At 38.0% G+C, this 5728-nt stretch carries 5 protein-coding genes; all 5 read right to left on the bottom strand.

Features of this window, described 5'->3' with window-relative positions:
• Nucleotides 1-241 precede the first annotated feature (241 nt).
• The 5 genes from VM640_RS11510 to VM640_RS11490 all read right to left on the bottom strand — a co-directional run bounded on the left by VM640_RS11510 (nucleotide 242) and on the right by VM640_RS11490 (nucleotide 5342).
• Nucleotides 242-418, bottom strand: coding sequence for a hypothetical protein (locus VM640_RS11510; RefSeq protein WP_325392333.1), 177 nt, complete (start codon nucleotides 416-418; stop codon nucleotides 242-244).
• Between the two features lie 72 nt (nucleotides 419-490).
• Entirely contained in the window at nucleotides 491-1108 is a 618-nt protein-coding gene (locus tag VM640_RS11505; protein WP_325392331.1) for a class I SAM-dependent methyltransferase, read from the bottom strand.
• Between the two features lie 241 nt (nucleotides 1109-1349).
• Nucleotides 1350-3539 (bottom strand): YcdB/YcdC domain-containing protein, encoded by a 2190-nt coding sequence (locus VM640_RS11500; RefSeq protein WP_325392329.1) that lies wholly within the window; start codon nucleotides 3537-3539, stop codon nucleotides 1350-1352.
• Nucleotides 3540-4229: 690 nt separating this feature from the next.
• Nucleotides 4230-5021: a lipid II flippase Amj family protein gene (locus VM640_RS11495; RefSeq protein ID WP_325392327.1), complete on the bottom strand. Its 792-nt coding sequence runs from the start codon at nucleotides 5019-5021 to the stop codon at nucleotides 4230-4232.
• Nucleotides 5022-5066: 45 nt separating this feature from the next.
• Complete coding sequence (locus tag VM640_RS11490; protein ID WP_325392325.1) at nucleotides 5067-5342, bottom strand: hypothetical protein; 276 nt, start codon at nucleotides 5340-5342, stop codon at nucleotides 5067-5069.
• Between the last annotated feature and the right edge of the window lie 386 nt (nucleotides 5343-5728).

Raw genomic sequence — 5728 nt, 5'->3', positions numbered from 1 at the left:
ATTTATCATATATTAATATGAACACCTTGCTTTCTAGAACTAAACAAATTGCAGATCGTAATAATTAACGTTCCTCGTCCTTTCAAATCTAAAGAATCAGCTGAGCTTTGTATTCTCGCGATATTCCTCGCTCACATGGGTATAAATCTCAATAGTTTAAGAACTCCTCGGATATAGGAGTTCTTAAATTAATATTTTGTACGGATTTAAGGATTAAGTTAAATCTATCAAAACATAAAATTTAACATTCCGCATTTGAAATTATATCATATTCTTCTTTACTTACATTTGTAATTGCGATTTGGTTATCGGCACTTTCCTTCGCTGATGTAGGTAAAGGCAAAATGTTATTTTGGGTTCCACATCCTGTTATTGGCATGACAAGGGTAACCAGCACCACAGCGCTTAGATACTTCATACGACTTGCAAATGAAAACGTCGCTTTCATTTTACCCTCCCTGTTATAAGGTGCCCCTCTCATTTATAGCGCTTAAACAATTTCCAATACTCCTGCGCACGATGAAATCTGAGTATAAGTTGAATTAATCATTCTCTTCCTCAAGTTTTCCGTCATCTCATCAGCTGTCATATAAATCTCGTCTTCATCCCATCCTTTGGTATTCTCTCTATAATGTTTCATCTCGTCCTTTGTTCGGAACGCAATATCCGCTATAATAATTTTCCCATTGTCCTCCAAACTATCTTTAAGCTCCGCAATGAAAGATAGTTTCTTATCATTATCGAGATGATGGATCGCATAGGACGAAATTATATAATTAAATTTAATGGGTTTAATTTCGACTGGCAATCCGTTTACAAAATCATGGCAGAAGAATTTTCCATTGGGCATACAATGCTTTGCCAATTCTAACATTTTAGGCGAAAAATCAATTCCATAGATTTCTGCACCCTGCTGATACAACTCTTTCGTGAGCAGACCCGTTCCAATACCAATATCCAAAACCCGAATTCCATTGGACAAATCAGCACATTGATTCACGAAAGAAAGTACTTCATAATAGCCTTCGAATGGATAGCCTTCACATAATTTTGAGATCGATTCATCATATGCTCCAGACCAATCGTCAAACCCAGTACAACTTAACATTTTATGCCTCCTTAAATCAATCATCTTTTTCATTCGAATACAGGAGAGAGATTATTATAAATGCTTCTAATGACAGCATATAACCACATCCTTTTGTTTGACACTTCTAACCCTCAGGGTCCGCTCGATTTGGAATAATCTGTAGAATACTTCGCTATAGTTAAGCTTATTACCTGTTATTAACTCAAAAAAAGAGGAGCGCAACTCAAGTGAGCCTGCGTTCCTCTTTTTCATGAAAACATTACGGACGATTTGCTGCTGCATATGCATGGACTAACGCATAAGCCGCTTCGGCTCTTGTAACCGATTTTTGAGGTGCAAAAGTGGAGTCGTCAACTTTCAAAATGCCCAATCCCCAGGATAAAGCAATATAGCCCAGAGAGTCACTTGAGATCGAATTTGCATCTGCAAAGGGAACCGCGAAGATTCCTTTTGCTTGAGCAGCGATCTCCATCCCCAGTAAGCGAATAACGATTTTCGCTAAATACTCCCTATTAAGTTCATAAGGTATAGAAGTATCGCCCTTAGTCCAGCCGCGATCTTTTGCTAATTTTAATACTTCATCATCGGATAATACATGATCTCGGCCATTCCCCTCAGCCACGGCCATAGCTCTCAGTAATCCAAGCACGGTGACCGTCTCATCCGGATTAAACTTATCTCCATATTCACCAAAGGCTCCGGTAAGACCCATCAGGCCTATTTCTTTCTCCGCAAAGTTCCCCTGAATATCATTGAAATAAAGAGGTTTCACCCATTGAGATTTAGACTTACCATACCAATCAAGAGGTTCGCCTGTTTTTGCGTCAATCATTTGAGATGTCGAAGGACTAAAGTTGATTTGTGGTTGATACACTAGGCGTACATCTTTTTGCTCTGTTTGTTGGTAAAGCAGGGTATAGCCTAGGGTGAGTGGACGTTCTTTCAAGAAAAACTCTGTGGCTTGGTTGGGAGTAATCAGATTATCTAGACTTGGAAATTCAACATTTGACCAGTTCATGTTATATTGAAGGACACCTTTTCCAACGGTATCCACGGTGATGTTCAGCGAATTGTTAGAAACCGGAATTCCGTTGACTTGCCTTACGTAGTTAAAGGACTGAGAGTTAGGCATCTTCCCTCCGTATTGGAAGGATGTTTGAATTCTGGTTTCAGTAAAACGTTGAGGTTGTACCCGTTTAAGGAATTCCTCAGCAATTTTTTGGGCATTTTCTCTGCTAAGGGGTTCGGTTGTATCTTTTGTGCTGATAGAGCTGGGCATATTCAATCCGATCAAATCCCCTGTACTAGCATTTACTCGAGCGCTCAAATAGCGATTATCTCTAGAGGCGGAGGGTTGATTTCTCCAGTCCAATTGCCACACTTGTGTGTTAGGATTTTGCCAATCTGGATTTAAACTCGAATTAAGAAGGGTTAGTTCTTTGGGGATATCAATAAATTTCTTAACTATTTCTACCGCTTCATCTCTGCCAATTTGCGGAGCATCAGCTTTAATGTCTTGCTTTACATCAGTTGTGGATGATGATTGAGTGGATTGTGTAATGGACCCTAAAACGCCATTTACCGAACCAAAGGATTTATATAAACTTGCTTGTGAATCTAAGGTTACGGGTTTTCCACTCAGCGCATCAATTGCGCCATTAAAATATTGGCTTGATAAATTATAAACAGGTAAAACGCGTTGGGGTTTTTGATCTTTAGGATTCATGACTGGGGGTAAGTAATACTGTAACTCAAGCAACGGGGTATCCGTAAAAACTTGGGTGGCATTTTCCAGTGAAATAACTTTAGAGGCATCGGGAAATACCAGATCTTTAGTCCAATTGAAATTATAGTTTTTGACCTGTCCATCTTCACCGCTTACACTAATATTTATCGCATTCTCCGGGAAAGGAATACCATTTACTACACGCACCCAACGGAAGTTATACATAAAAGGCTGGTAGTTATTTAAGGTGACAACTTGCCCTTCATCTTTAACTAATTTTAAATCTGTTAGATATTTTCCGGCAAGTTTTGTCACAAGATCTAAGGCTGTTTTTTCAGCCTCTGACGCTGAAATAGTGGGAATCTTAAAACTGGGTTTTCCGGGTTGATCCCAATTATACATATTCAGGATTTCGCCTGTGTTTGCATCGACTCCAACCTGGAAATTCCCACCCGGAGGCTCAGGAGAATTCCAATTCAGTGAATAGGATCTACGATTATTGTTGTCGTTGAAACTGGTGAATAACTGGGTATATTTTTCCGGGATTTTGAAGTTGCTCTTAGCAATTTGTACTGCTTGATCTGCAGAAATGCTTGTTTTTCCGGATGAAGAAGTTAGCGTTGGAACTGTTTGATCTGCTCCTTTGGCATATCCCGGATAGACAGTGAATTGCAGAAGAAGCAAGCAAGCCACCAAGATATTGAAAAAGCGTTTATGTCTCAAATTCGATCCCTTCCCTTCTAATAAATTACAATTTTATTAGCGTACTCAGTTTAAAACATCAATTTTACCTCCTTCTCAAATACTTCTTTCTTTTGATTAAATACTTAATTAAATTATTTCAGCTAAGTCTAAAGAATTTTTTATTACCTTTACTTCGAAACATAGGCTTTGAGACAATGTAATGGATATAATTTCTCAACAATCTATTCTCTCATAAACTTCTATCGAACTTTGCCGAAGTAAGGATGTCGAATTTGGAATATAATTGGTTAATTAATGTAAAGGACATAGAAAAAACACCCTCTAAGAGAAAAGAGGATGCTTATACAAGCTTATCATTCTGTTTCAAATAACGTATATGTTCTCTGTTATATACCCCAGGAGTTTTCATCGATATTGTCATCAACAAATATATAATCGATAGAAATAGTATGACTGTTAAGATCTTTTAACGACTTTAAAAACGCCTCCAATATTTCCGGTTTTCGATATACTGGACTGCCAACTAATACTCTTTTTATCATTCTATTACGTTAACTCCTTCATAAATCTATACTCAATCATGGTGCAAAATTTTCGCTCACGTTTCAGTTGCAATTGTCGGTTATCTTTCATGACATTCTTTAATATAACTCAAAATCCCATAACGGTGCGGGTTTAGCCGTTACAGGATGTTAGCTAACGTCAACACTATCTGTAAAAACTTGCAATAACCTCGGTGGCCGGCAAAAATAACACCTGGCCCAATAACGTACCCATCAATTTTGTCCCAATTAGTAGAACGACCAAAGCCTTCACATCACCATAAGGCCTCTTTCCTCTTAATGCCTGGTCAGTAATTATTGCTGATTTTGGGTCTATAAATAAGGTTAGTAAGATGCTCGCCATTCCATTAATCATTCCAGACGAAGACGCTGCCGCTAGTCTTGCTTGCTCCGGAACCAGAAGTGCCGAATAGTTTGCAGCAAGAACACCTACTGTGTAAATCCCCGTAACTAAAGTATTCAAAATCAGTAATCTTTTCGGGATCTCTCGGAATCTTAGTTTCTCTAACATAGTTTTTGAAGGACGAGTGGCACTCCTTACAATTCTTTTAATATTATTTGCTTGTAGTGCCTCTACGACAAGGGACGGAACAGAACCGGTTAGTTCTAATCGCCTAATAGCCGCTTCGAAGATCCTTAAGAAGGTCGGTATCAATATAATACCTAATATTGTGCCTACAGTTGAAGCAAAGATAACTATTCGCATATCGTTTACTGGATATAAACCTCTAGTAATGCTTAATCCAATGATACTTCCAATTAACGGTCCTTGAAACAGGTTAGCAGTCCTAGAGAGAAGAACAAACATATTAAAAAGGGAAAACGACAAGGCCACTTGTCCGCTTTTTACTGAATTTAATCGTACCGAGTAAGCTAGGGTATCGACTGTGTGAATAATAATCGTCAGTATAAATAATTCAAGTAACGTTCTTTCCAATACCCACATTCCTTTCCCCGGTATGATCTTAAATCAAGACTCTAATCATAACCAAAAGCGACTATTTCTTTTTCGTCCATAGCTAGTAATGTTACTTGCAAATCCCAACACCAATCCAAAACTTATTGCATAATAAAAATTACTTCTGTGTGACGGGAAGAAAGAATCTATCGTCATAAATATGATCAATATTCCTACAGCATTGAATGAACCAACTTTAAATTCCTTTCCCAATGGTATCCAACGTCGAAATTTCCAACCTAAAAAGTATGCTAGTACGAAAACGATTAGCAAACCAATTAAATTCATTTCAAAAGGCAACTTTCATCCCCCCCTTATTGGCCAGTCTTAACCACAAAGGTTTCAATTTAGCCTCTAACTAAGATTAGAAAGCACCTATCTTAAAACCAACAACAATTGTATTTATCATACCCAAGTTTGGCGACATATTTTACCAAACCCTGATGTGCCATGACTTTTAGGCGACTAACCCTGATATTGTAGTCCTAGATATTTGATGGAAAATACCCATTATTACTTTGAAATCATCACTTTATGTGCTATATTTAGGGTAGTCCTAATACTTTTGACTGGAGGGCTACCATGTTTCTCAAAAAAGTTACCCTTAAGCAAGAAGGTAAAACCTACAATTACTATAAAATCGTCGCTTCTTATAGGGATAAAGACGGAAAACCCAAGCACCGCCT

Origin of the sequence: Desulfitobacterium sp., assembly GCF_035539115.1 — a bacterium.
Classification (GTDB): domain Bacteria; phylum Bacillota; class Desulfitobacteriia; order Desulfitobacteriales; family Desulfitobacteriaceae; genus Desulfitobacterium_A.
The sequence above is the reverse complement of the archived record's forward strand: the minus strand, read 5'-3'. Positions and strand labels throughout refer to the sequence as shown.

Excerpts from the sequence above, each read along its gene's own strand:
- VM640_RS11510 (WP_325392333.1), bottom strand. The coding sequence starts at position 418 with ATGAAGTATCTAAGCGCTGTGGTGCTGGTTACCCTTGTCATGCCAATA.
- VM640_RS11505 (WP_325392331.1), bottom strand. The coding sequence starts at position 1,108 with ATGTTAAGTTGTACTGGGTTTGACGATTGGTCTGGAGCATATGATGAA.